Source organism: Terracoccus sp. 273MFTsu3.1, assembly GCF_000383675.1.
Lineage (GTDB): Bacteria > Actinomycetota > Actinomycetes > Actinomycetales > Dermatophilaceae > Terrabacter.
Window position 1 is genome coordinate 38,901 of the sequence record NZ_KB911821.1, and the last position, 23,202, is coordinate 62,102.

21 protein-coding genes are annotated in these 23,202 nt (G+C 72.0%); 8 read left to right on the top strand and 13 right to left on the bottom strand.

The annotated features are described in order from the left end of the window. Positions 1-90: 90 nt before the first annotated feature. Positions 91-732 carry a SigE family RNA polymerase sigma factor gene (locus H283_RS24170; RefSeq protein WP_081633791.1) on the top strand — a complete coding sequence of 214 codons (642 nt, stop codon included), beginning with the start codon at positions 91-93 and terminating at the stop codon, positions 730-732. Continuing rightward, positions 729-1,919: a Gmad2 immunoglobulin-like domain-containing protein gene (locus H283_RS0105825; RefSeq protein WP_028785352.1), complete on the top strand. Its 1,191-nt coding sequence runs from the start codon at positions 729-731 to the stop codon at positions 1,917-1,919. Before H283_RS24170 ends, H283_RS0105825 begins: the two co-directional genes overlap by 4 nt. Positions 1,920-2,000: 81 nt before the next feature. Here H283_RS0105825 and H283_RS0105830 read toward each other — a convergent pair whose 3' ends face one another. The 3 genes from H283_RS0105830 to hrcA form a co-directional block, all read right to left on the bottom strand. Then, on the bottom strand, positions 2,001-2,744 hold the full coding sequence (locus H283_RS0105830) for a 16S rRNA (uracil(1498)-N(3))-methyltransferase (RefSeq protein ID WP_020142577.1): 744 nt from the start codon (positions 2,742-2,744) through the stop codon (positions 2,001-2,003). Positions 2,745-2,762: 18 nt separating this feature from the next. Continuing rightward, positions 2,763-3,896: a molecular chaperone DnaJ gene (gene dnaJ / locus H283_RS0105835; protein WP_020142578.1), complete on the bottom strand. Its 1,134-nt coding sequence runs from the start codon at positions 3,894-3,896 to the stop codon at positions 2,763-2,765. A gap of 81 nt (positions 3,897-3,977) precedes the next feature. Beyond that, positions 3,978-5,021 (bottom strand): heat-inducible transcriptional repressor HrcA, encoded by a 1,044-nt coding sequence (gene hrcA / locus H283_RS0105840; protein ID WP_020142579.1) that lies wholly within the window; start codon positions 5,019-5,021, stop codon positions 3,978-3,980. Between the two features lie 161 nt (positions 5,022-5,182). Here hrcA and H283_RS0105845 point away from each other — a divergent pair, with 161 nt between their 5' ends. Continuing rightward, a complete protein-coding gene (locus H283_RS0105845; protein WP_051103577.1) occupies positions 5,183-6,073 on the top strand; it encodes a DUF3097 domain-containing protein in 891 nt (296 codons plus the stop codon). 36 nt (positions 6,074-6,109) lie between these two features. Here H283_RS0105845 and H283_RS0105850 read toward each other — a convergent pair whose 3' ends face one another. The 3 genes from H283_RS0105850 to hemW form a co-directional block, all read right to left on the bottom strand. Further along, positions 6,110-7,828 carry a CHAP domain-containing protein gene (locus tag H283_RS0105850; RefSeq protein WP_020142581.1) on the bottom strand — a complete coding sequence of 573 codons (1,719 nt, stop codon included), beginning with the start codon at positions 7,826-7,828 and terminating at the stop codon, positions 6,110-6,112. 141 nt (positions 7,829-7,969) lie between these two features. Then, positions 7,970-9,466 (bottom strand): aldehyde dehydrogenase family protein, encoded by a 1,497-nt coding sequence (locus H283_RS0105855; RefSeq protein ID WP_020142582.1) that lies wholly within the window; start codon positions 9,464-9,466, stop codon positions 7,970-7,972. A 25-nt stretch (positions 9,467-9,491) separates the two neighbouring features. Next, positions 9,492-10,727, bottom strand: a complete 1,236-nt coding sequence (gene hemW / locus H283_RS0105860) for a radical SAM family heme chaperone HemW (RefSeq protein ID WP_020142583.1) — start codon at positions 10,725-10,727, stop codon at positions 9,492-9,494. 62 nt (positions 10,728-10,789) lie between these two features. On the opposite strand from hemW, the gene H283_RS0105865 reads away from it, so the two are divergent. Beyond that, positions 10,790-11,515 (top strand): peptidylprolyl isomerase, encoded by a 726-nt coding sequence (locus H283_RS0105865; RefSeq protein ID WP_020142584.1) that lies wholly within the window; start codon positions 10,790-10,792, stop codon positions 11,513-11,515. Positions 11,516-11,530: 15 nt separating this feature from the next. Here H283_RS0105865 and H283_RS0105870 read toward each other — a convergent pair whose 3' ends face one another. Next, the gene (locus H283_RS0105870) at positions 11,531-13,351 is read right to left on the bottom strand and encodes a DUF563 domain-containing protein (protein ID WP_020142585.1); all 1,821 of its coding nucleotides are present in this window, start codon (positions 13,349-13,351) and stop codon (positions 11,531-11,533) included. A gap of 135 nt (positions 13,352-13,486) precedes the next feature. Beyond that, the gene (locus tag H283_RS24175; protein ID WP_020142586.1) at positions 13,487-14,737 is read right to left on the bottom strand and encodes an MFS transporter; all 1,251 of its coding nucleotides are present in this window, start codon (positions 14,735-14,737) and stop codon (positions 13,487-13,489) included. 97 nt (positions 14,738-14,834) lie between these two features. Here H283_RS24175 and H283_RS0105880 point away from each other — a divergent pair, with 97 nt between their 5' ends. Beyond that, positions 14,835-15,665 carry a tyrosine-protein phosphatase gene (locus H283_RS0105880; RefSeq protein WP_020142587.1) on the top strand — a complete coding sequence of 277 codons (831 nt, stop codon included), beginning with the start codon at positions 14,835-14,837 and terminating at the stop codon, positions 15,663-15,665. A gap of 29 nt (positions 15,666-15,694) precedes the next feature. Here H283_RS0105880 and H283_RS0105885 read toward each other — a convergent pair whose 3' ends face one another. Further along, positions 15,695-16,156 carry a hotdog fold domain-containing protein gene (locus tag H283_RS0105885; protein WP_020142588.1) on the bottom strand — a complete coding sequence of 154 codons (462 nt, stop codon included), beginning with the start codon at positions 16,154-16,156 and terminating at the stop codon, positions 15,695-15,697. Positions 16,157-16,291: 135 nt separating this feature from the next. Continuing rightward, positions 16,292-18,136 carry a translation elongation factor 4 gene (gene lepA / locus H283_RS0105890; protein WP_020142589.1) on the bottom strand — a complete coding sequence of 615 codons (1,845 nt, stop codon included), beginning with the start codon at positions 18,134-18,136 and terminating at the stop codon, positions 16,292-16,294. A gap of 179 nt (positions 18,137-18,315) precedes the next feature. Between lepA and H283_RS24180 the strand changes: the two genes are divergently transcribed. Next, on the top strand, positions 18,316-19,419 hold the full coding sequence (locus H283_RS24180) for a M48 family metallopeptidase (protein ID WP_231372231.1): 1,104 nt from the start codon (positions 18,316-18,318) through the stop codon (positions 19,417-19,419). Continuing rightward, positions 19,407-19,748 (top strand): cupin domain-containing protein, encoded by a 342-nt coding sequence (locus tag H283_RS0105900; RefSeq protein ID WP_020142591.1) that lies wholly within the window; start codon positions 19,407-19,409, stop codon positions 19,746-19,748. Before H283_RS24180 ends, H283_RS0105900 begins: the two co-directional genes overlap by 13 nt. A 16-nt stretch (positions 19,749-19,764) precedes the next feature. On the opposite strand, the gene H283_RS0105905 is transcribed toward H283_RS0105900, so the two are convergent. Continuing rightward, on the bottom strand, positions 19,765-21,003 hold the full coding sequence (locus tag H283_RS0105905) for an MFS transporter (RefSeq protein WP_020142592.1): 1,239 nt from the start codon (positions 21,001-21,003) through the stop codon (positions 19,765-19,767). Positions 21,004-21,128: 125 nt separating this feature from the next. Between H283_RS0105905 and H283_RS0105910 the strand changes: the two genes are divergently transcribed. Continuing rightward, positions 21,129-21,671 (top strand): type II toxin-antitoxin system PemK/MazF family toxin, encoded by a 543-nt coding sequence (locus H283_RS0105910; RefSeq protein ID WP_043648651.1) that lies wholly within the window; start codon positions 21,129-21,131, stop codon positions 21,669-21,671. A 60-nt stretch (positions 21,672-21,731) separates the two neighbouring features. Here the strand turns inward: H283_RS0105910 and rpsT are convergent, their stop codons facing one another. Together rpsT and holA are read right to left on the bottom strand one after the other, a co-directional pair. Continuing rightward, positions 21,732-21,992, bottom strand: coding sequence for a 30S ribosomal protein S20 (gene rpsT, locus H283_RS0105915; RefSeq protein WP_020142594.1), 261 nt, complete (start codon positions 21,990-21,992; stop codon positions 21,732-21,734). Positions 21,993-22,218: 226 nt separating this feature from the next. Beyond that, positions 22,219-23,178 (bottom strand): DNA polymerase III subunit delta, encoded by a 960-nt coding sequence (gene holA, locus H283_RS0105920; RefSeq protein WP_020142595.1) that lies wholly within the window; start codon positions 23,176-23,178, stop codon positions 22,219-22,221. Between the last annotated feature and the right edge of the window lie 24 nt (positions 23,179-23,202).

Sequence of the window (23,202 nt, forward strand, 5' to 3'; positions counted from 1 at the left end):
GCGGGCCGCCGGGCATCCGGGACATTTCCCCCACCGACGTGTCAACCCCGTGCTCCCGGTGCGCGTCATCTGTCCGTGAGAACGTTGGGTATGCCGGCCGGCCAGCTCAGTGACCCCGGGGCCTCGGAGGCTGCTGGGCGTTCTGCCGCGGGCAGCCCCGGGCGCCCTGCGCCGGGCCCGACCGGAGGGGTCGGCGGGTCCGAGCTGCCGACCGACCCCGACGTGGGCATCACCGAGCTCTACCACGCACACTGGCAACGCCTCGTGCGCCTCGCGTGGCTGCTGCTGCGCGACCAGCTCGCCGCCGAGGACGTCGTCCAGGACGCGTTCGTCGCCACGCATCGCAGCTGGTCGGCCATCCGGGACGGTGGCCGCGTCGTCGGCTACCTCCAGACCGCCGTCGTCAACGGCTGCCGGTCGGTCCAGCGTCACAACGTCGTCGTCGACCGACAGAACGTCCGCGAGGCGGGCGCAGCCGACGCCCCGGGGCGGGGCAGCCACGGCAGCGCCGAGACGCAGGTGCTGCACACGGCCGACCGCGACGCGGTCCTGGACGCTCTGCGCACCCTCCCGGACCGCCAGCGGGAGGTGCTGGTGCTGCGCTACTACTCCGACCTCTCCGAGGCCCAGATCGCTCACACCCTCGAGATCTCCCCGGGCGCCGTGAAGACCCACGCCCATCGCGGCCTGACGGCCCTGCGCCGCACCATCGACCCCCTGGAGCTGTCATGAACACCGAGCCGACGCGACCGGGCGAGACGCCCGGCGAGGAGCCGACCCTCATCGGTGCCGGCCTGCGCCCGGTCGAGGACCGGGTGCGCCGCGCCCTCGATGCCGAGGCGCGGTCGATCACCCCGACCGACCGCCTCGGCGCGATCCTCGCCGACGCCCACGCGTCGGACGAGTCGTCCTGGGGTAGCGGCAGCGGACTCGCCGGGTCCCGGCGCCACCGGTGGCTCGTACCCGCGGTGGCGGCGGCCGCCGCCGTCCTCGTCGCCGGCACCGTCTGGGCCGTGAACCGGCCGTCCGCGCCGACGCCGCCGGTCGCCGGCACTCCGACCGCCGTGGCCACGTCGACCGCGAGGGCGACGTCCCCGACATCGTCCGGCGCACCCTCGAGCGTCCCGACGCAGACCGCTCAGACGCCGACCTCCCCGGCGACGACCGCGGTCCCGCCTCCGGCCACGACGACCGCGAGCGTGCCGGTCTACTACCTCGGACCGGTCGTGGCCGGCAGCGACCAGCTCCGCCTCTTCCGCGAGTTCGTGTCGACGAGCATCCCGGCCCCCGCGACCGGTGAGGGCAAGGCCCTCGCCGCGCTCCGCCTCGCGACGGCCGCCCCACCGGAGGGCTCCTCCTACGCCTCCGCGTGGTCAGGGGTGACCGTCGAGTCCGTGTCGATCGGCCCGGGCGCGATCACCGTCCGGCTCTCGTCGGGCACGACCAGCACGGACTCCCTCGCGGCGGAGCAGCTCGGCTGGACCGCCCAGGCCGCGGCTGGCCTGGCACGGCCCGTACGTTTCGAGCTCGCCGACGGAGGCGCCGAGGTCTCGCCCGGCCACCCCGTCTCCTCGGTCTTCACCCGGCCAACCGACCCGATGGCGGTCCTCGACCAGGTCGCCCCCGTCTGGGTCGACGAGCCGGCCCGTGGCTCGGCCGTCTCGGCCGGCAACCGCCTCACCGTCAAGGGCGTCGCCAGCACGTTCGAGGCCACCGTCGAGTGGGAGCTCCTCCGCGACGGCCAGCGCGTCGACCGCGGCTTCACGACGGCCTCGGCAGGTGCACCGGACCGCGGCACGTACCGGTTCACCACGAAGGCGTCCCTGACGCCGGGCGCCTACGTCGTCCGCGTCTTCGCCAGCAGCGCGAAGGACGGGTCGCCGATCGCCGAGCAGCTCGTCCCCGTGACCGCTCGCTGAACCGGACCGCTCCACCCGGTTCGAGGTGATCGCGGCACCACGTGCGTGGCGTGACCACCGCGGACCAGAGGGCGTATGCCGTCAGGTCCAGCGGGCGTGTGCGCTGAGGACGGCGAGGGCGGCGGGACCGGCGGATGACGCCCGCAGGATCGTCGACCCGAGTCGGACTGGACGCGCCCCGGCGAGCGTGAGGGCCTCGATCTCGCGGTCGGTGATGCCGCCCTCCGGTCCGACGACCACGAGCACGTCGCCCGATGTCGGCAGCTCGACGGACGCGAGGGCCTCGGTGGCGTCCTCGTGGAGCACGAGCGTGAGGGCCGCCTCCCCGACACGGGCCACGAGCGGAGCGAGCCCGACCGCGGGGGACGTCACCGGCATACGCGAGCGGCGCGACTGCTTGGTCGCCCGGGCCACGACCGCGGCCCACTTGGCGAGCGACTTGGCGGCGCGGTCCCCGCGCCAGACCACGACGGAGCGCTCCGCCTGCCAGGGTACGACCTCGTCGACACCGAGCTCGGTGGCGGCCTCGACGGCCTGCTCGTCACGGTCTCCCTTGGCGAGGGCCTGGACGAGGACGAGTCGTGGGGAGGGCTCGGCCTCCTCGCTCACCTCGACCACGCGGCCGCGCACCCAGGCCCGGTCGACGTCGGTGGCCTCGAGCAGGGCGCGCCGGCCCGCGCCGTCGGCGACGAAGTAGCGCTCACCCGGGCGGATGCGCACGACCGTCGCGGCGTGGCGCCCCTCGTCACCCTCGAGGAGCAGGGACGCCCCGACCACGGCCCCGGCGACCGCGGACGGCTCGCCGAGGAAGAGCTGGTGGGTCACCGGGCGCTCACGTGGGGGTCACTTCTCCTTGAAGGCGTCGCGCAGCTTGCCGAAGAGCCCCTTGTTGGCGGGGGTGAGGCGACCTTCGTGCCGCTCCTCGCCGCGCAGGGTCGCGAACTGGTGCAGCAGCTCCCGCTGCTCCTCGGTGAGCCGGGTCGGCGTCTGCACCGTGGCGTGCACGAGCAGGTCGCCGCGACCCCCGTGGCGCAGGTGGGTGACGCCGAGACCGCGCAGGGTCAGCACGTCACCGCTCTGGGTGCCGGGCTTGATCTCGAGGTCCTGCATGCCGTCGAAGGTCGACAGCTTGAAGCTCGTACCGAGCGCGGCCGCGGCCATGGGCAGCTCGACGTTGCAGTGCAGGTCGTCACCGCGACGGGTGTAGGTGTCGTGGTTGACGACGCGGATCTCGACGTAGAGGTCGGCCTTGGGTCCGTTGCCGGGGCCGACCTCGCCCTCTCCGGTCAGCTGGATGCGGGTGCCGGTGTCGACGCCCGCGGGGACCTTGAGCTTGAGCGAGCGACGGGTGCGCACGCGGCCGTCACCCGAGCAGTCGTGGCACGGGTCGGTCAGGGTCGAGCCGTAGCCCTGGCAGTTGACGCAGGGGCGCGAGGTCATGACCTGGCCGAGGAAGCTCCGCTGGATCTGCTGCACCTCACCGGCGCCCTTGCAGATCTGGCAGGTCTGGCGGCCCGTGCCGGGCTCGGCGCCGTCGCCGTCGCAGCGCTTGCAGCCGACCGCGGTGTCGAGCGTCAGCTCCTCCTCGGAGCCGAAGACGGCCTTCGAGAGGTCGATGTCGAGCCGCACGAGTGCGTCCTGACCGCGCTGCACGCGCGCCCGGGGGCCGCGCGTGCCCGCCTGGGCGCCGGCGCCGAAGAAGGCGTCCATGACATCGCTGAACGAGAAGCCCTGTCCCGCACCGAAACCGGCGCCGCCACCCGAGGCGAACGGGTCGGCGCCCATGTCGAAGGACTGGCGCTTCTGCGGGTCGGAGAGCACGTCGTAGGCCTGCGAGACCCGCTTGAACTCCTCCTCGGCCTCGGCGCCGGGGTTCACGTCCGGGTGCAGCTTGCGGGCGAGCCGACGGTAGGCCTTCTTGATCTCCTCCTGGCTCGCGTCGCGCGAGACCCCGAGGACGGCGTAGTAGTCGTTCAAGCTGAGATTCCTTTTGGTACGTGGTGCTTTCGGTTCCGGCGCGGCGCTGCGCCGGCGGACTGGCCGCTGTGCTGCAGAGGGTCAGGTGGCCTGGTTCTCGTCGAGGATCTCGGAGACGTAGCGCGCGACGGCGCGGACCGAGGCCATCGTCGTGGGGTAGTCCATGCGCGTCGGGCCCAGGACCCCGAGGCTCGCGACACGCTCGGCGCCGGAGCCGTAGCCCATCGACACGAGGGACGTCGACTGGAGCCCGGTCACGGGGTTCTCGGTCCCGATGCGCACGGAGACGAGGTCGGGGTCGTCGCCGAGCTGGCCGAGCAGGCGCAGCAGCGTCACGTGCTCCTCGAGCGCCTCGAGGATCGGGCCGATGGTGCGGGGGAAGTCGGTGCCGGCTCGCGCGAGGTTGGCCTGACCGGCGAGGACGACGCGCTCCTCACGCTCCTCGACGAGGGCGTCGCCGAGGGCGGACACGACGGCCTCCATGGCTGCGCGGTCGGCATCGTCGGCCTCGTCGACGAGGCGCCGGAGGCGGGTCGCAGCCACGGTGAACGGGACTCCCGCCGCCACCTCGTTGATGCGAGCGCGGATCGTGGCGACGAGCGACTCGCCCGTGCCGTCGGAGAGCACGCGGCCCGTGTCGACGACGCGCTGCTCGACGCGACCGGTGTTGACGATGAGCACGATCATCAGGTGCGAGGACCCCATCGGCACGAGCTCGATGTGGCGCACCGTCGAGCGGGTGAGCGAGGGGTACTGCACGACGGCGACCTGGCGGGTCAGGCTCGCGAGCAGGCGCACGGTGCGGTCGACGACGTCGTCGAGGTCGACGGCGCCCTCGAGGAACTGGCCGATGGCCCGGCGCTCGCCCGACCCGAGAGGCTTGACGGCGCTGAGCCGGTCGACGAAGACGCGGTAGCCGGCGTCGGTCGGGACGCGCCCGGCCGACGTGTGCGGCGCGTGGATGAGGCCCTCCTCCTCGAGCAGGGCCATGTCGTTGCGCACGGTCGCGGCGCTGACGCCGAGGTGGTGGCGTTCGACGAGGGCCCGGCTCCCCACGGGCTCGGAGGTCTGGACGTAGTCCTGCACGATCGCGCGCAGCACCATCAGCCTGCGGTCCTCGCTCATCGCGTCCCCTCCTTCACGGGTCTGGCACTCTCGATCGACGAGTGCCAAGTCTACGTCGTGCCTCGCGGATCTCCGATTTCATCCAACCGTATGCCGTCGGGGCACCTGCGCCCCCGCCCGCGTGGCGGCTGCGTCCGAACCCACCCGGCGGCATACCCTCACTGGTCGTGTCCCCCAACGATCGCTACGGATCCGACGTGCTCACCGGTGACTGGCGTGCCCCGCGGCGCGGCCGGTCGACCCCGACCCCGGCGGAGCCCGACCTCGTCGTCGAGGAGGTCGAGACCGGCTGGGTCGGGGCCGTCGTGCGCGTCGAGAAGGCCGGCGGGATGCACGTCGTCCACCTCGAGGACCGCCGCGGGCGCACCAAGGCCTTCCCCCTCGGCCCGGGCTTCCTCGTCGACGGGGCCCCGGTGACGCTCACTCCCCCGCAGGCCGCCGCGGGCGCCGCCCTCGCCGACGCACGCCGGGCCGCGTCCCGGACCGCGAGCGGATCGGTGGCCGTCGAGGGCGCGCGAGCGCGCATCGCGAGCGGGTCGCGGATCTACGTCGAGGGTCGCCACGACGCCGAGCTCGTCGAGAAGGTCTGGGGCGACGACCTGCGCGTCGAGGGCGTCGTCGTCGAGCTCATGGACGGCGTCGACGACCTCGCCGGCATCATCGCCGACTTCCAGCCGGGCCCCGGACGGCGCCTCGGCGTGCTCGTCGACCACCTCGTCCCCGGCACCAAGGAGGCCCGCATCGTCGCGCAGGCCCAGGCACTCCCGGGCCTGTCCCAGCACGTGCGCATCCTCGGCCACCCCTACGTCGACGTCTGGCAGTCCGTGCGCCCCGAGCGGCTCGGCTGGCAGCAGTGGCCCGTCATCCCGCGCGGGACGTCGTGGAAGCACGGCATCTGTGCCGAGCTCGGCTGGGCGCACGCGAGCCAGGCCGACATCGCCAACGCGTGGAAACGGATCCTCGGCACGGTGCGCACCTACGCCGACCTCGAGCCCACGCTGCTCGCGAGCGTCGAGGAGCTCATCGACTTCGTCACCGAGCCCGGCGCCTGACCGGCGGCGGCCCGCCGGGCGCCCGAGGCGCCCAGCTCACTTCTTGAGGTAGCCCTGGACGTCGACGACGAGGTAGGACGCCGCGCTCGTGTGCACCGTGATCGACCCGTCGGCGCCGACCGGGACGACGACGGCGTTGACCCTGGTGCGACCCGAGGCCACCGTGACGTTCGCGGGGGTCGGTCGGGTCGTGCCCGAGGCGTACGCCGTCACTGCGGTCGTCGCCGTCGGCGCGATGGGCGTCAGGGTGATCGACACCGCCGCCACCCCGACCGTGGGCACCCCTGCCCGGCCGAGGACGGGCACCGAGACGGTCGAGCCCGCCGCGACCCGCCCCGTCGGGGCACCGAGCCCGATGCGCGTGTCGAGCACTCGTGACGGGGCGAGGGCCACGTGGTCGCCGCCCGTCCTGAACCAGCCGACCACGTCGACGAGCAGGTCGGTCTCGGCCGTGGACTGGATGGTCACCTTGCCGCCGGTGCCCATCCGCGACACGACGACGCCCGTCATGGCGGCGTCGGCGTCGTAGCGCACGTGCGCCGTCGTCGGCCGGGTCGTCCCCGTCGGGTATGCCGTCAGCCACCCGCCCGCACTGGGGGCGGCCGCCGACACGGCGAGGACGACGGCCGACGCCCCCGTGCTCGGGACGATGCCGGCGCCGGCCACCGGGAGGTCGACGCTGCCGTTGGCGGGCACGCGCACCTGGGCGGTGCCCAGGCCGGTGCGCGTGTCGAGGACTCGGGTGGGCGTGACGGAGACGAGGTGCCCCGTCGTGGGGTACCACCCGACGACCTCTGCGACGAGGTGCGCCGCCGCCGAGGTGTAGAGCCGGACCTTGCCGTCGGCGCCGAGGCGGGCCGGGACGAGCTCGCTGATCGTGCCGGCGGCCGGGTAGGTGACGCTGCGGGATCCGGGGCGGGTCGCGCCGGACGGGTAGCTCGTGAGGTAGCCGGCCGCAGCGGGCGCGGTGACCGTCACGTTGAGGATCGCGGTGCCGACCCCGCCGCTCGGGACGCCGGCCCGGCCGCTGACCTGCAGGGCGAGCGACGTGCCGGCCGCGACCTTGGCGGCCGGGGCCCCGAGGCCGGTGCGGGTGTCGAGCAGCCGGGTGGGGGTCAGGGGGCGGTAGACGTCGGTGTCGACGACCGTCGCGCCCTGGTCCCTGAGGTGGATGAAGCCGTTGGGCCACTTGCCGCCGGCCCTCGTGACCTTGCGCCACCTGAAGTCGCCACCCCAGTTGTCCTCGGACACGAGGATCTCGTCGGCCGACACGACCTTCTCGACGTAGGCGACGTGTCCCGTCGAGGAGAAGGAGGTGTTCCACCAGGCGACCGAGCCGACGGCTGGGTCGTCGTTGGTCTGGCTCGGGAAGGCCGGACCCCAGTTGTAGGCGTTGCCCGACAGGGTGGCGGGCTTGGTGTTGGGCAGGCCGTTCCTGACGAGGCGGTAGGCGACGTAGTTCGTGCAGTTGTGCCCCGTCGACTGGCGCCAGTAGCTCGTGGCGCTGTTGTCCTTGTAGCCGGAGTTCGGGTAGCCCGCCGCTTGGCACGGGTCGTAGCCGGTGCACAGCACGATCCACTCGGCGGAGCGAGCAGGTCCCGCCAGACCGACCGTCCCGACCGCCCCGAGCAGGAGCGCGACCACTGCGAGGAGCACGGCGCCGGTGCGCGTCCGTGCGGGACGCGAGTCCCGGGTGGAGGCCGTCCCGGCTCCGGAGAGACGGGGCTCGGCCATGAGGTCGCGCTCGCGTGGCATAGGTGTCTCCCGTGGTCGCCGTGGGTGCACTCGGCAATCTAGGACAATCGGGCTACACGATCACTGGTTTCCCAGAAATCCCATGCGACACGCGAGCGATCTACGTGACCTCGGGCCACTCCTGTGTTAATGACACCACTGTCATTCGCCCTGCTGCGGCTGCGAGCGGTCCCTGCGTCGCCGGCGGCCGGGGACGGCGACGCGGGCGATGACCTGCTCCTTGAGCGAGGTGAAGGGCGGCCGCACCCAGACCGTGGTGTCGGGTCGGGTGGGCAGTGCGAGCACGGCCTTGTCGTGCGAGAAGAGCGCGACGGACCGCTCGCCGTGGTAGGCGCCCATGCCGCTGGGACCCACCCCACCGAAGGGAAGGCCGGGGACGGCGAGGTGCGCGAGGGGAATGTTGACGCCGAGCGCGCCGGACGAGGTGTCGCGCACGAAGCGCTGACGCACCTCGTCGGAGCTGGTGAAGACGTAGAGCGCCAGGGGCTTGTCACGCCGGTTGACGACGTCGATCGCCGCGTCGAGTCCGTCGACGGCGACGAGGGGCAGGACGGGCCCGAAGATCTCCTCACGCATGACGACCTCACGCGGGTCGTCCGCGTCGTCGACCTCGACGAGAGTGGGCTCGAGGTAGCGCGTGGACGCGTCGGACCGACCGCCGGCGACGACCCTGGCCGGGTCGACGAGAGCAGTGAGCCGCTCGAAGTGGCGGGTGTTGACGATCCGGCCGTAGTCGGCCGACGTCGACGGGTCGTCACCGAACGCTTCCCGGATCGCTTGTCCGAGAAGGGGTTTGAGGGCATCGAGCGTCGGACGGCTCGCGAGCACGTAGTCCGGCGCCACGCACGTCTGGCCGGCGTTGGTGAACTTGCCCCAGACGAGCCGGCGTGCGGTCACCTCGAGGTCGGCGTCGTCGGCGACGTAGGCCGGGGACTTGCCGCCGAGCTCGAGCGTCACCGGCGTCAGGTGTCGGGCGGCGGCCTCGAGGACGACCCGGCCGACGGCTCCGTTGCCGGTGTAGAAGATGTGGTCGAACCGCTCCGCGAGCAGCGCCGTCGTCTCCGGGACCGCCCCCTCGACGACGTGGACCGCCGCGGCGTCGAGGCGCTGGGGCAGCAGGCGCGCGAGCACGCGTGAGGTGGCCGGGGCGACCTCGCTCGGCTTGAGGACGACCGCGTTGCCGGCGGCGAGCGCGCCGACGAGCGGAGCGAGGCACAGCTGGACCGGGTAGTTCCACGGCGCGATGACGAGGACGACGCCGAGCGGCTCCCGCACGACCCTGGCTCGGCCCGGTGCGAGCGAGAGCGGCACGGGCACGCGGCGCGGGGCGGTCCACGACCGGAGGTGTCGCAGCGTGTGGTCGATCTCGCGGACGACGAACCCGGTCTCGGTGACCCAGGCCTCGGTGGCGCTCTTGCCGAGGTCGGCGTGCAGCGCCTCGGCGATCTCGTCCTCGTGGTCGACGAGCAGCGCACGGAGGGCCCGCAGCTGGGCGACCCGCCAGTCCCGGGGCTTGGTGACCCCGTCGTCGAAGGCACGTCGGGCCGCGGCGACGACCTCCGCCGCGTGCGAGACCGCGCCGCGGCTCGCGTGGGAGTCCGCCGCGTCACCGGTGGTCGTCGACAGGGTCTCGCTCATCGGGGCCTTCCTCGTCGAGGGCTCCTCAGGAGGCGAGGAGCCGATGCACCACCGTGTCCGCGAGCAGGCGCCCGCGCCGGGTCAGCACGAGGCGCGAGTCCCGCAGGACGGCCGTGCCGTCGAGCAGGCCGTCGGCGATGAGTCCGGCCACGGCGGTGCGACCCGATCCTCGCAGATCGGAGACCGGCAGTCCCTCGACGAGGCGTGTGCCGAGCAGCACACGCTCGTCGTAGCGCTGGTCGTCCGTGAGCATCTCGCGCGCCTGGGCGGGCGACTCCCCCGCGCCAAGCCGGGCGGCATACGCACTCGGGTGCTTGACGTTCCACCAGCGGAGGCCGCCGACGTGGCTGTGCGCGCCCGGCCCGACACCCCACCAGTTCGTCCCCGACCAGTACGCGACGTTGTGACGGCACCGGGTCTGCTCCGAGCGCGCCCAGTTGCTCACTTCGTACCACCCGAACCCGGCGGCGGAGAGCAGCTCGTCTGCGAGCTCGTACTTGTCGGCCTCGTCATCGTCCTCGGGGGCGGGCACGACCCCGCGGCGCACCTGGGCCGCGAGCTTGGTGCCGTCCTCGACGACGAGCGCGTAGGCCGAGATGTGGTCGGGCTCGAGGGCGACGGCGGCCTCGAGGCTGCGGCGCCAGTCCTCGAGCGACTCCCCCGGCGTGCCGTAGATGAGGTCGACGCTGACCTGCATCCCGGCCGCCCTCGTCGCGGCGACGGCTCGCGCGACGTTGTCCGGGTCGTGCGTGCGCTCGAGCGTGCGGAGCACGTGGGGCACCGCCGACTGCATCCCGACGGAGACGCGCGTGAAGCCGCCCTCGGCAAGCTCCCGCAACGAGTCGGGCGTCACGGAGTCGGGGTTGGCCTCGGTCGTGACCTCCGCGTCGGGGGCCAGCCCGAACCGCGTGCGTATGCCGTCCAGCACCGTCACGAGGTCGGCGGACCTCAGCATCGTGGGAGTGCCACCGCCGACGAACACCGTTGACACCAGGGGCGCTTCGTCGCCCAGCACCGAGCGGGCCAGGTCGAGCTCGTGCAGGGCCGCGTCGGCGTACGTGTCGATGCCGATGCTCGCGCCGGGGCCGCCGAGCTCGGTCAGCGTGTAGGTGTTGAAGTCGCAGTAGCCGCATCGGACCGTGCAGAACGGCACGTGCACGTAGATGCCGAGGTCGGTGCCCGGGAGGCCGGCCAGGGCCGCGGCGGGCAGCTCACCCGTGCTGGGGGCGGGGTCGCCGTCGGGAAGGGCGGAGGGCGGCATACGTCCATTGTCCCAGCCCGGAAGGCATGTCCCGTCCACTCCGCCGGTCGTACGCTGCCCCCATGCCCGAGGCGCCGTCGCCGCGACGCAGGAACGTGCGGTTCCTCGCGACGGTCGCGCTGGTCGTCGCAGCGCTGGCGGCCGCGCTGTACGTCGCCGCCGTCGCGGTGCGCGGCGGGGAGCCGGCACCCACGCCTGCCGCGGACGACATCTCGTGCACGGCTCCCCCGCTGCCGCCCACGGCGTTCCCGACCTTCACGGCAGCGCCGGATGCGTCCGTGGCAGCGGGCTCGAGCTGGACCGCCCACGTCCGCTCGACGTGTGGCGACCTGACGCTCCGCCTCGACGGGAGGCGCGCTCCCAGGAGCGTCGCGTCGTTCGTCACGCTGGCCCGGGCGGGCTACTGGACCGACAGCGTCTGCCACCGGCTCACCTCGGAGCCGGCCCCGACCGCCTTTCTCCAGTGCGGTGACCCGTCGGGACGCAGCACGGCCGAGCCCGGCTACGACCTGCCCCTCGAGAACGTGCCCGCGGACCGCACCTACCGGGTCGGCGACGTCGGGCTGGCCCGGGGAGACGGCTACCCGGGCACCGCCGGGGAGTTCTTCGTCGTCTACCGGGACTTCACGGTGCCACCCGAGGCGCCGGTCTACTCCCTCATCGGGAGGGCGACCTCGGGGCAGCAGGTCGTGGAGCACATCGCTGGACTCGGCGGCGAGGACTTCCGGTCCGACGCGCCACCCTTCCAGTCGATCAGCGTGCTCGGAGTCGAAGTGCGCCGCGACTGATGCCGTCGTGGTGGGTCATCGGTCCAGCCCGTCCAGGACCTTCTCGAGGTAGCGCCCCTCGTCGTCGACATCAAAGGTGAAGCTCGTGGCGAAGGCCTCCCAGCTCCAGCCCCCGGGCGGATGCTCGACGTCGGAGCGGCTGTGGACCGCTGTGAGATCGTGGCCTCGGACCGCCGAGATGAGGTGCTCGTTGCGCGCCGTGTACGCATCTGGTGCGAGCAGGATGACCCGCTTTCCCGTCGTGCAGAAACCGAGCGAGAACAAGGCGCTTCCGGCGAGACCGGCGACGACGTCAGCGGACCTGAACAGGGCGACCTGCTCCGAGAGGGGGTGCTCCTCCGGTCGGAACACGTGGAAGCCGCGCGAGGCGAAGATCTGCTCGACGACCTCCACGTTGTGGCACGACCGCTTCAGCGTCTTCGAACGTGACACGAAGATTCGACGGGGGCGCCGAGCACGCGGTGCGTCACGCACCACCGCGTCGCCGATCTGTGTCCACAACCGTCCCATGTCAGGGTGCACATATCGGGAAAGCGCGAACATCGAGGTGGCCGAGTAGAGCCGCTCGGGACGGCATGGCTTCTGGAAGATGTGCACGTCCTCGGGCCGCACACCGAAGGCCCCCAGGATGTCGATCTCGAAGTCGGCGAGCACTGCTGGGTCTCGCTCGGGCTCGAGCGTGAGGAGCACCTTGAGCTCGGGCTCGCGGCGCTTGGCAGCCTCCCAGGCCCACATCCGCCCGAGCTGCTCCGTCATGAGGTGACCGAACTGACCGGGCCACTCGCAGTCGAGGTGAAACCAGGCGCCCGGCAGCTCGTCGGGGTCGCTCAGATCTCTGCGGACCCTGCCGAAGCGGGGGGCGGCATCGACCATGTAGACATTGGAGAACCGCGACATCCAGCTCTGACGGAACGAGTCCGGGAAGATGACGTCATCCCTCGTGACGAGCTGGCCTCGGCTGCAGACCGGGCTGTCGTACCGACGGAGGGACAGCTCCGGGACGGCGTATCGCCGCCGCACGAAGGGGTCGTCCGACCGGTTCACGGAGTAGTGGAAGGCGGCGTCCCACGTGACGGCCGGGCGTGACTCCAGCACCGCGCCGAGCTCTGGACGGCCCTCGAGAACCACCGAGAGCTCCTCCTCCCGCACCAGGGACGCCACACGCGCGCCGTTGACGACACGGAGCACCTTGCTGCTGACCTGGAGCCGCTCGAGGCACCGCCCGACGCCTTCGGCGTCGGGATAGACCCCCGTCTCGCTCTCGATGTTCGTGAAGTCGCGCGTCCGGGCCGACTGGGCCGCGCTCAGCAGGGTCCAGAGGTCACCCGCGTAGGGCGGTCCAGGAGTGGGGTTCTCGTTGGGGGGGTCAGCCACCTCGAGGGTCGCGGCTCCGTCGGTCACGGCGTCGCTCGCCCGGCCCTGCGCCTGGGAGTCGGTCGTCGCGGCCGACGGACCCACCTGGGGCACGAGACGTCGGGCGACGTACTCGCCGCCCCGGCGCAGGTGCATGAAGACCCGCTCGAAGAGCAGAGCCTGCTCGTTGCCGGTCTCGTCGGACGCGTCGACGACGAGGTCGAAGGGTCCTTCGACGGTGAGCCGCGCATGTGTCGTCGAGGCGTCGTCGGGCAGCTGCACCGTCGACACGCGCAGGCTCGGCCACTGGTCCGCGAGGATCGCCGCCCACGGCGCGGCGTCGCGGCCGCCCACGACGAGAACGGCACCGTCCGTGCGACCCCGCAGGGCGTCGACGACGACCTCCATGGCAGCGAGGTGCGGCCGCACGTCGGCCCACCGCTGCTGGTCGGCACGCCGGACCAGCTCGCTCGCCGGGTGCACTGCAGGCTCCCCCACGACGGGGCCGGCGGCATCACTGTCCGTTGGTCGCGTGGCTGGCACAGGGGACATCCAAGCACGCCGTCGCCACCGGGCACGTCAGGACGGGGCGGTTGCCGGAGACCTCACAGGGCGGGCTCAGCCCGAGTGCGTCGTGACGCCGTAGCGGCCCCGGGAGGCGAGCGCCCAGCGGGCAGCAGGCACCGACACGAGCGCGATGACGACCATGAAGGCCGCCAGGACCAGCCAGCCGGTCTCGCCGAGGTCGACGCAGAGGTAGGTGACGACCGGGGGTGCGACGACCGCGAGCACGCTGAAACCGAGACCGGCGAAGCCTTGGTACTGCCCCTGCCGCTCGTGCGGCGCGAGGCCCATCTGCAGTCCCCACTGCCCACCCGAGCCGATCATCTCGCCGACGACGTGAACGAGGGAGCCGGCGACGAGGGCGGCGACGGCGAGCCACATCGACCCCCGGTCGGCGAGGGCGACGATCGCGAAGCCCGCGGCGATCCACCACGCCCCGCGCACGAGCGCCCGGGCACCGGCCACGACGGAGTCGGCGCGACGTGAGAGCCGGACCTGGAAGAGCGCGACGGCGGCAGTGTTGATGATGAGCAGGACGGCCACCATGACCGTCGGTGCGGCCGTGTGGGCCGAGACGTAGAGCGCCAGGCCGAGCTCCATGACGAAGAAGTGGAGGGAGAAGAGCCCCGTGATGACGGTGATGACGACGTAGGGCCAGTCGCGGATGACCGCGAGCCGCGGCTCGCCGACGGCCCGCGCGTGAGGTGCGATGTCGGGCAGCCGCGTCGAGTTCCAGGCGGCAAACCCCGTGAAGACGGCGTTGAGGACGAAGACGGTGACGTAGGCCCACCGCTCGTCGATGATGAGCGCCGCACCACCGAAGACGGACCCGAGGCCGAGCGCCGTGTTCGTGACGGCCCGGAGGTAGGCCTTGAAGAGCACGCCCCGACCACCGGTGGCGAGCTGGGCGATGACACCCTGGTTGACCGCGCCCGCCCCCCGCTCGAAGAAGGCGAGGACGCCGAGCAGGAGCGCCAGCATCCACGGGGTCGTCGCCAGGACCGGCGGCGCGCTGAAGACGGCCGCGCCGACCATGAACGCCGTGAGCACCCGGCGCGGGCCGCGTGTGTCCCCGAGGTGGCCGGCCGGCACCTGGACGACGATGCCCACCACCGCCGACACCGACATCGCGAGGGCCACCTCGGTGGCGCTGAAGCCGACCTGGCGGGTGAAGTAGAGGGCGCTGGTCGTGAGGACGGCGCCAGCGCCGAAACGGTTGGCGAACGACCCCAGCGCGAGGATGCGCAGGTCGCGGTCCACCGGGATGCCCCGGCTGGTCAGCGGTTGGGTCGTCGTCGACGTCATGGCACTCTCCCTCGTCCCAATTTTCTCTCGACGTCAAGATATCTGGCGGTGGGCACATCGGTGCAAGTCGTTGTCGACCGTCGCATAGGGTGCTGGGGTGTACCGCCCCAACTGGATCGAGCTCGACGGCGTCGTCAACATGCGTGACCTGGGAGGCATGGTGACCGCGGACGGCGACACCCTCCGACCGCGCCGGCTGCTGCGCTCCGACAACCTCCAGGACCTCACCCCCGGCTCCGTCGACGCCCTCGTCAACCGCTACGGCGTCAGTGACGTCGTGGACCTGCGCACCGACGTCGAGGTCGCGAAGGAGGGCGACGGCCCGCTCCGCGCGCTGGACGGCATCCGACACCACCACCACACGCTCTACCGCGAGGACACGACCGAGTCGGGCATCCCGGCCGCGGAGCGCGCCCTCCCGTGGGAGACCGACGAGCGTCGGGACGCCGCCGCCGCTGCGGCTGCCGAGAGGAACGGTGGACACTCCCCGAGCCACGACCAGTTCTGGTCGGAGCACTACCTCGGCTACCTCGCGAGCCGTCCCGACTCGGTCGTCGCGGCACTGCACGCCATCGCTGCGAGCGAGGGTGCCGCGATCGTGCACTGCGCCGCCGGCAAGGACCGCACCGGCACCGTCGTGGGACTCGCGCTCAAGGTCGTGGGAGTGCCCGACGACCTCGTCGTGGCCGACTACGCGGCATCGGCCGAGCGCGTCGCCGCGATCATGGACCGGCTGCGCGCCAAGGAGGCGTACGCCGCGAACCTCAAGGACAAGACGGTGGCGCAGCAGTCGCCGACCACCGACACGATGCGCCTGCTGCTCGCCACGCTCGACGAGCGCTACGGCGGCCCGCTGGGCTGGCTCGACTCCCAGGGCTGGACGGCGGCCGACACGGAGCGCCTGCGCCGCAAGCTCCTCGAGGCCTGAGCCGCCACGCCCGGAGCCTCGGCGGAGGCTCACTCCCGACGGCTCACGTAGAGGTGGATCGTCCCCTCGACCGTCACGACGCCGTCGGCTCGCGTCGCGGTCACGCGCACCAGCACCTCCGCCCGCCCGTCGCGCCACACCTGCGGGTCGGTCTCGGCCGCGCACGTCAGGTCGGTCGTCGACTTCGCGAGGTAGCGCACCTCCATCCCGCGCGGGATCCAACGATGGGTCGGCGGGATGCTCGCCTCCGCCAGCAGTCCCATCGCCGCCTCGAGACCGTTGCAGGCTGCGATGGCATGGACCGTGCCGATGTGGTTGTGCACGCGACGTCGCTTCGGCACCACGACGACCGCACGGTCCGGCCCCACCTCGACGACCCGCGGATGCACGGAGGCGAAGTAGGGCGCCGCGGCCGTGAAGGCCCTGGCGAAGACCCTCTTGCCGAGGGGGCGGTGCTCGAGACGGCGGTAGAGCGCGTAGGCGTCGATCATGGGATGAGGTTACCGACAGGTAACCCAACTGCCACCCCAGCCGACAGCGTGGGCTGGCGGGCCGTACCCACCCCATGCCGTATGCCGTGCAGTGCCGTATGCCGTCCGGCGCCCTCGAGTGCCCGGCGCCGCGGGCTACTTCTTCTTGTCGCCCTTGTCGCCGTCGCTCGACAGCGCAGCGACGAAGGCCTCCTGCGGCACCTCGACCCGACCGACCATCTTCATGCGCTTCTTGCCCTCCTTCTGCTTCTCGAGGAGCTTGCGCTTGCGGCTGATGTCGCCGCCGTAGCACTTGGCGAGCACGTCCTTGCGGATGGCGCGGATGTTCTCTCGGGCGATGATCCGTGAGCCGATGGCCGCCTGGATCGGAACCTCGAACTGCTGACGCGGGATGAGGTCCTTGAGCTTGCTCGCCATCATGACGCCGTAGGCGTACGCCTTGTCCTTGTGGACGATGGCCGAGAACGCGTCGACGGTCTCGCCCTGGAGCAGGATCTCGACCTTGACGAGGTCGGCGACCTGCTCGCCGTCGGGCTCGTAGTCGAGCGAGGCGTAGCCGCGGGTGCGCGACTTCAGCTGGTCGAAGAAGTCGAAGACGATCTCGGCGAGCGGCAGGGTGTAGCGCATCTCGACGCGGTCCTCGGAGAGGTAGTCCATGCCGCGCAGGTTGCCGCGCTTCTGCTGGCACAGCTCCATGATCGCGCCGACGAACTCCGAGGGCGCGAGGATCGTGGCGCGCACGATCGGCTCGCTCACCTCGCGGATCTTGCCGTCGGGGTACTCGCTGGGGTTGGTCACGTGCACGGCCTTGCCGTCGTCCAGCGTGACGTCGTAGACCACGTTGGGCTGGGTCGAGATGAGGTCGAGGTCGAACTCGCGCTCGAGCCGCTCACGGACGATCTCGAGGTGCAGCAGCCCGAGGAAGCCGACGCGGAAGCCGAAACCGAGGGCCGCGGACGTCTCGGGCTCGTAGACGAGCGCGGCGTCGTTGAGCTTGAGCCTGTCGAGCGCGTCGCGCAGGTCGGGGTAGTCGGACCCGTCGATGGGATAGAGACCCGAGAAGACCATCGGCTTCGGGTCGCGGTAGCCGCCGAGGTCCTTCGTCGCCGGCTTGCTGGCGTTGGTCACCGTGTCACCGACGCGCGACTGGCGCACGTCCTTGACGCCGGTGATGAGGTAGCCGACCTCACCGACGCCGAGGCCCTTGCCGGGGACCGGCTCCGGGCTGATGACGCCGATCTCGAGCAGCTCGTGGGTCGCCCGCGTCGACATCATGACGATCTTCTCGCGTGGGCTGAGGTTGCCGTCGACGACGCGGACGTAGGTGACGACACCGCGGTAGGTGTCGTAGACCGAGTCGAAGATCATGGCGCGCGCCGGGGCGTCCGGGTCGCCCACGGGGGCCGGCAGGGTGCCGACGATCTTGTCGAGCAGCGGCTCGACGCCCACACCGGTCTTGCCGGAGACCTGGAGGCAGTCCTCGGGCTCGCAGCCGATGAGCTTGGCCAGCTCCTCGGCGTACTTCTCGGGCTGCGCGGCCGGGAGGTCGATCTTGTTGAGGACCGGGATGATCGTGAGGTCGTTCTCCATCGCGAGGTAGAGGTTCGCGAGGGTCTGCGCCTCGATGCCCTGGGCGGCGTCGACGAGGAGCACCGCACCCTCGCAGGCCGCGAGCGACCGGGACACCTCGTAGGTGAAGTCGACGTGCCCGGGGGTGTCGATCATGTTGAGGGCGTACGTCGTGCCGTCGAGCTCCCACGGCATGCGCACGGCCTGGCTCTTGATGGTGATGCCGCGCTCGCGCTCGATGTCCATCCGGTCGAGGTACTGCGCGCGCATGGCGCGCGCGTCGACGACACCGGTCAGCTGCAGCATGCGGTCGGCCAGCGTGGACTTGCCGTGGTCGATGTGCGCGATGATGCAGAAGTTGCGGATCAGGTCCGGCGGCGTTGCGTTGGGAGCCAACGCGGAGCGGGCCATGGGCGACACGTGGGACGAACCTCGCAGAGTCAGGGTGACGGGGATGGTGCTGGTCGGTGGGCGGCCGGCGTCGGACGCGGCTGCAGCCACCACAGTCTCCCATGCTTTGGGGACGCGGCGCTCACGCCCTCGTGGCCCGTGCCCACCACCGACCCGGGTCGTGACGCACAATGGCGGCCATGCGCGCCCAACCCATGCAGGTCCTGCCCGTGGCCCCCGGGTCGCACGTGCCGCTGCGCCGTCACGTGCGGCACCCGCGGGAGATCCTGACGCTCGTCGTCGCGATCATCGCCTCGCTGCTCCTGCTCCTGGCCGCCTTCGCGGAGGTGTCGGCCGCCATCGACGAGCAGCGCACGCCGGACGTCTACGCGCTGGCGCTCGTCTTCGCCCCGCTGCTCGTCTGGTTCGCGCGCGGGCAGCTGTGGGCGCAGCAGCGGCTCACCGGCATCAAGCTGACCCCCGAGCAGTTCCCCGAGGCGTACGCGATGCTCGTCGACGCCGCGGGACGCTCCGGCCTCTCCTACGTGCCCGACGCGTACGTCGTGCTCGGCAACGGTGTCATCAACGCGGCGGCGTCCGGACACGGCTTCCGGCGGTTCGTCTTCGTCAACAGCGACCTCCTCGAGGTCGGTGGAGCAGCGCGAGAGCCCGACGCGCTCCGGTTCGTCATCGCCCACGAGGTCGGGCACATCGCCGCGGGTCACGTCAGCTACTGGCGCATCCTCGGCACGTTCGCCTCACAGTGGATCCCGCTCGTCGGCTCGACGCTGAGCCGGGCCCAGGAGTACACCGCCGACAACTACGGCCACGCACTCGCGCCCCAGGGCGCCCGGTCGGCGATGGCGACCCTCGCCGGGGGCAAGTACCTCGGCCGGTCGGTCGACGTCGACGCGATGGCGGACCGCGCCGTCACGGAGCCGGGCTTCTTCGTGTGGGTGACCAACGCGGCGGCGAGCCACCCGGCGCTGCTGTGGCGCATGCACGCCCTGCGCGACCGGCGCCGTCCGGGGCGGCTGCTCTGGCGTCCGAGGGAACCGTGGCTGTGGGGCGCTCCCGCGGCGCCCGGCGCGTACGCCCTTCCCGCGATGGTCGGCTTCTCGCCGACCCCGCTCCCCGAGGTCCGGTCCACCCGGGAGGTCACCCAGGGCGTCCAGGTCGATGCCATGTCGAACGTCGTTCCCGCCGTTCGACGTGACGGTGAGGGCGTCGCCGCGCCCTACCCCGATGCGACGGCGCCGACGGCGGCGCCGCCGAACCGAGAGGACGAGCGATGGAGACCCTGATCGAGCGGGCCGACGGCCGCGACGACGGCGAGGACTGGACCGAGAACTACGAGCAGCTGCCTGGCGGTGCGGGCATCAGCATCATCCTCGAGTCGACGACGCGCGAGGGTGTGGGACCCCGCCTGCACCGGCATCCCTACGCCGAGACCTTCATCATCCGGCGCGGGTCGGCGACGTTCACGGTCGGGACGGAGGAGGTCGTCGGCCACGCCGGTCAGGTGCTCGTCGTGCCGGCTGCGACACCGCACCGGTTCCGCACGGGGCCGGATGGCTACGAAGCGGTCCACATCCACGCCAACGATCGCTTCGTCACCGAATGGCTCGAGTGACCGACCCGCTCGGACGTCAGGCGTTCGTCGCGGCCGACACGGTGGCCGCCTGCTCGACCTGAGGACCTGAGCCGGTCGCGGCGACCCTGGAGCGCCGCTCGAGCACCGCTGACAGCACGGCGACGCCGACACCGAGCACCGCGAGACCGGCACCGACGAGACTCGGAGCGCCGTAGCCCCAGCCCGCGGCGAGCACGATCGAGCCGAGCCAGGCGCCGAGGGCGTTCGCGGTGTTGAGCGTCGAGTGGTTGAGGGCAGCCGCCAGCGACTGGCCCTCGTGCGCGACGTCCATGAGGCGCGTCTGGAGCAGCGGCACGACGATCGAGGGCAGCAGGCCCAGGACGAAGACCATGAGCACCGCGAGCCAGAGGATCTGGGCGGCCCACCCGAAGAGGGCGAGGAGCACGGCGATGGCGGCGAGCGCTCCGATGATCCCCTTGAGCACGCCGACACGGTTTGCGACGCGGCCGCTCAGCACCATGCCGACGACCATGCCGACGCCGTAGGCCGCGAGCACCCACGGGATGTAGCGCTCGTCGAGCCCGGCGAGCTCGGTCATGGTCGGGGTGATGAAGGAGTACATCGCGAACATGCCGCCGAAGCCGACGACGCCGATGAGGAGCGCGAGCCAGACCTGGGGCCGGCGCAGCGCCTGCATCTCGGCCCGCATCGACTCCTCGCCGCTCGGCGGCTGGTGCGGCAGGAACACGGCGATGGCCGCGACGGTCACGGCCGCGATGACGCCGACGAGGACGTAGGGCAGGTGCCAGGAGAAGCGTTGTCCGAGCAGGGTCGCGAGCGGCACGCCGACGACGTTGGCGACCCCGAGGCCACCGAGGATGGCGGCGACGGCCGCGGTGCGGCGCCGGTGCGACACGAGGGACGCGGCGACGACCGAGCCGATGCCGAAGAAGGCACCGTGCGGCATACCCGCGAGGAAACGGGCCGCCATGACGGTCGGGTACGTGTTAGCCGCGAGGATCGCCAGGTGCGCGACGGCGAAGAAGGCCATGAGCCCCATGAGCAGACCCTTGCGCGGCGCCTTGGCGAACGCGATGGCGATGAGCGGCGCACCGACCACGACACCGAGGGCGTAGGCGGAGACGTAGTGACCGGCGGTGGCGATGCCGACTCCGGTCCCGTCGGCGATCTGCGGCAGCAGCCCCATCGTCACGAACTCGGTCGTGCCGATGGCGAAGCCGCCGACCGCGATGGCGAGGATGGCGAGGGTCGTGCGGCGTGCTGCGGGACTCACAGGGTTCTCCGGGTTCGGTCGTTCGTCGGCATCCACGATCGTGGCGGCGTGCAGGAGTGGTGCGGATCGCCGTCGACCCGGTCTCGGACGCCAACGGTAACGGCGGCGCGGCTACGGTGATTCCCATGCCCAGCACCTTCGAACGCCTGGTCGGTCGCCTGCGCGGCCTCGTGCGAGCCTCGCCCTCCACGACCCGCACCCGTTCGTCAGCGCCCAGCGCGCCGGAGGGTCCCGGTGCCGCGGCACCGTCCGCAACTGCGACGCCCTACCCCGGCGACGCGACGACCCTGCCGGACACGACGTATGCGCCGCGACCGGACGGCCGCCCCGATCCCGGCGAGATCGTCTGGACGTGGGTGCCCTACGAGGAGGACCACAGCCAGGGCAAGGACCGGCCGGTCCTCGTCATCGGGCGCGAGGGGGACTGGCTCGTGGCGCTGCCGCTGACGAGCAAGGACCACGACCGTGACGAGCGGCAGGAGCGGCACTCCGGCCGGGAGTGGGTCGACATCGGCACCGGCGCGTGGGACGGCAGAGGACGCCCGAGCGAGGTCCGGGTCAACCGGCTCGTGCGGGTCGACCCCGGCGGGGTGCGCCGCGAGGGTGCGGTGCTCCCCCGCGACCGCTACGACGAGGTCGTGGCCGCCGCGCGCGCCCACCACGGCTGAGACGCAGATCGGGCCCGTCACCACGAGGTGACGGGCCCGTTCAGACGCGAGGGTGGTGCGTCAGAGCGACGCGACCTTCTTCGCCAGCGCCGACTTCTTGTTGGCAGCCTGGTTCTGGTGGATGACACCCTTGCTGACAGCCTTGTCGAGCTTCTTCGAGGCGGTCTTGAGGGCCTCGGCAGCAGCGTCCTTGTCGCCGGAGGCCGTGGCCTCGCGGACCTTGCGGACCCACGTGCGAAGCTCGCTCTTGACGGCCTTGTTGCGCTCGGTGCGCGTCGCGTTCGTCTTGATGCGCTTGAGCTGCGACTTGATGTTTGCCACGTTGATGGTTTCTTTCGTTCGGTCGGATGGTTGCCGTTAGAGGGCGGCAAAGCTGCTCGGGACCGGGCGTGGGGACACCCTGCGTGAGCGGCTCTGGATGGTGCATGCATGCGCGCACGACCTGAGCGCGCACGCAAGGGTCAAAGTTACCAGCGGGCGGGGCGCTCGACCAAACCGGAGGTATGCCGTCCGGGACGGTCCGCGCGCTCCCTCGGTGGGCTCGTCCTCAGCGGGCGGCTCGCGCGCGGGAGATGGTCAGGATCGCCCGCTCGACGGCATACACGGGGTCGCGGCCGCCGCCCTTGACCTCGAAGTCCGCAGCGGCGACGGCCCGCACGGCGACGGCGAGCCCGTCGGCGGTCCAGTGGCCGACGGCGCGGCGAGCCTTGTCGATCTGCCAGGGGGCCATGCCGAGGCTCTTGGCGAGCTGGGCCGAGCTGCCCCGGCCGGCCGCGCCGACCTTGATGAGCTGGCGCAGCTGCGAGGCGATGACGGCGACGATCGGGACGGGGTCGACCCCGGTGGCGATGGCGTGTCGGAGCAGGCGCAGCGCCTCTCCGGAGTGCCCGGCGATCGTCGCGTCGGCGACGCGGAAGCCCGTGGCCTCGACCTTGCCCCCGTGGTAGGTGTCGACGACGGCGTCGTCGACGGTGCCCTCGGTGTCGGAGACGAGCTGGGAGCAGGCGGCGGCGAGCTCGCGGACGTCCTTGCCCACGGCCTCGATGAGGGCTCGCACGCCCTCGCTCGTGATCTTGCGCCGGGCGGCCGAGAACTCCTTCATGACGAAGTCGGTCTTGTCGCGGTCGGTCTTGATCGCGGGGCACTCGATGACGCGGGCCCCGGCCTTCTTCATCGTGTCCAGGACCTTCTTGCCCTTCATCCCTCCCCCGTGTGCGACGACGAGACCGACGTCGGGGTCGGGCGCCGCAAGGAGCGCGAGCAGGTCGAGCTGGAGCTCGTCGGGTGACTCGTGGAGGTCGCGCACGACGATCGTCTTGGTGCCGCCGAAGAGCGAGGGGCTGGCGTGCATCTGCAGGGCGCCGGACTCGTAGGTCGCGGCCTCGATGCGGATGACCTCGACGTCGGCCTCCTTCGCGCCGGTGAGGACGCCGGCGACGGCCCGCTCGACGAGGACGCCCTCGGGGCCGGTCACGAGCACGAAGGGAAGGATGGCCGGATCGGTCATGGCCCCAACTCTGTCATGGGACGC

Coding starts and splice junctions, on each gene's coding strand:
- H283_RS0105910 (WP_043648651.1), top strand. CDS start 21,129: ATGCCCAGCACCTTCGAACGCCTGGTCGGTCGCCTGCGCGGCCTCGTG.
- holA (WP_020142595.1), bottom strand. CDS start 23,178: ATGACCGATCCGGCCATCCTTCCCTTCGTGCTCGTGACCGGCCCCGAG.
- H283_RS24175 (WP_020142586.1), bottom strand. CDS start 14,737: ATGACGTCGACGACGACCCAACCGCTGACCAGCCGGGGCATCCCGGTG.
- H283_RS0105865 (WP_020142584.1), top strand. CDS start 10,790: ATGCCCGAGGCGCCGTCGCCGCGACGCAGGAACGTGCGGTTCCTCGCG.
- H283_RS0105850 (WP_020142581.1), bottom strand. CDS start 7,828: ATGCCACGCGAGCGCGACCTCATGGCCGAGCCCCGTCTCTCCGGAGCC.
- lepA (WP_020142589.1), bottom strand. CDS start 18,136: ATGGCCCGCTCCGCGTTGGCTCCCAACGCAACGCCGCCGGACCTGATC.
- H283_RS24180 (WP_231372231.1), top strand. CDS start 18,316: ATGCGCGCCCAACCCATGCAGGTCCTGCCCGTGGCCCCCGGGTCGCAC.
- H283_RS0105885 (WP_020142588.1), bottom strand. CDS start 16,156: ATGATCGACGCCTACGCGCTCTACCGCCGTCTCGAGCACCGCCCCCTC.
- H283_RS0105855 (WP_020142582.1), bottom strand. CDS start 9,466: ATGAGCGAGACCCTGTCGACGACCACCGGTGACGCGGCGGACTCCCAC.
- H283_RS0105900 (WP_020142591.1), top strand. CDS start 19,407: ATGGAGACCCTGATCGAGCGGGCCGACGGCCGCGACGACGGCGAGGAC.
- H283_RS24170 (WP_081633791.1), top strand. CDS start 91: ATGCCGGCCGGCCAGCTCAGTGACCCCGGGGCCTCGGAGGCTGCTGGG.
- H283_RS0105825 (WP_028785352.1), top strand. CDS start 729: ATGAACACCGAGCCGACGCGACCGGGCGAGACGCCCGGCGAGGAGCCG.
- hrcA (WP_020142579.1), bottom strand. CDS start 5,021: ATGAGCGAGGACCGCAGGCTGATGGTGCTGCGCGCGATCGTGCAGGAC.
- hemW (WP_020142583.1), bottom strand. CDS start 10,727: ATGCCGCCCTCCGCCCTTCCCGACGGCGACCCCGCCCCCAGCACGGGT.